Source organism: Streptomyces sp. SID14478, from assembly GCF_010548525.1.
Lineage (GTDB): Bacteria > Actinomycetota > Actinomycetes > Streptomycetales > Streptomycetaceae > Streptomyces.
On the sequence record NZ_JAAGMG010001291.1, the window covers coordinates 1 to 1,210 of the forward strand.

The window sequence follows — 1,210 nt, forward strand, 5'->3', positions numbered from 1 at the left end:
CCGGCCGGCACCGGGGGCGAGCTGCTCGCGCACGCCGAGCGGCGCATCGCTGCGGCGGGCCGCACGCGCTGCCGCCTGGACTGCGTGTCGACGAACCCGAGGCTGCGGGCGTACTACGAGCGCCGGGGGTACGTGGTGGTGGGCGAGCAGCCGTTCAAGTCCGGTGCCGGGGGCAGCAGTTACGCGGTGACGCTCATGGAGCGTGAGCTCGGCTGAGGCCGCGTGCCCCGGCGCCCCGCGCCGCGCTCAGGGAGTGATCTCCGGGCTGAGGCGCAGCGCCAGCAGGGCGATGTCGTCGGCGCGGTCCTGGCCGAAGCAGGTCAGGAGGGTGTCGCAGAGGGCCTCGGGGGCGGCCGGGGCGGCCGCCGCGGTGGCGGCGAGCTGGGCCATCGAGTCGGCCAGGTCGACGCCGCGGGTCTCGATGAGGCCGTCGGTGACCATGAGGAGCCGCTCGCCGGGGGCGAGATGGAGCTCGGTGGGCTCCGGGTGGGGCAGGCCGAGGCCGAGCAGCGGGCCGCTCGCCTCGGCGTAGCGGACATCGCCGAGGCGGGGCACGCGCAGCGGCGGGATGTGGCCCGCGTTCGCGATGCGGGTGCGGCCGGTCGCCGGGTCGACGAGGGCCAGGCACAGGGTGGCCGTGGTCTCGGGATGGTGGTGCCGCAGCATCCGGTCGAGCCGGGCCACGAGCCGGTCGGGCCGCGGATCCTCTATGAGGTAGGCGCGCAGCGCGTGCCGGATCTCCACCATGACGGTGGCCGCCTCCAGCGAGTGCCCCACGACATCGCCGATCCCGACGAGGATCCCTTCGGCGGTGGGCAGCGCCGCGTAGAAGTCGCCGCCGATCTCGGCCTGTAGGGAGGCGGGCACGTAGCGGAAGGCGACCTCGACGCCGGGCAGTTCGGGCAGTTGGGCGGGCAGGAAGCTGCGCTGCAGGGTGAGGGCGACGTGGCGCTCCTGCTCGTACATGAGGAGGGGTTCGACGGCGAGGGCGGTGGCGCGGGCGAGCTGGGTAACCAGGTGCCCGACCCGCCCGGACGGGTCCGGCGCCACGGGGGTGACCAGGCACACCGGCGGGCGGCCCGCACGGGTGCGGGCCAGCACGAGGCGCACGTCGCCGGGTCCGAAGTACGCGTCGGGCCACAGCGATCCGGGCACGACCGTGCTGCGCATCCCGCCGGTGCCGCACACGACGCGCCGCACGAGCGCGACG

Annotated in this window: 1 protein-coding gene and 1 pseudogene; one reads left to right on the plus strand and one right to left on the minus strand. The window is 75.7% G+C overall.

Annotation, left to right across the window (positions count from 1 at the left end; translation table 11 throughout):
- Nucleotides 1-216: pseudogene (locus tag G3I40_RS41215) on the plus strand (GNAT family N-acetyltransferase); the annotation flags it as partial.
- A gap of 30 nt (nt 217-246) precedes the next feature.
- Here the strand turns inward: G3I40_RS41215 and G3I40_RS41220 are convergent.
- Nucleotides 247-1,210, minus strand: a 964-nt coding sequence (locus G3I40_RS41220; RefSeq protein WP_164559929.1) for a PP2C family protein-serine/threonine phosphatase, incomplete at its 5' end; no start/stop codon positions are given.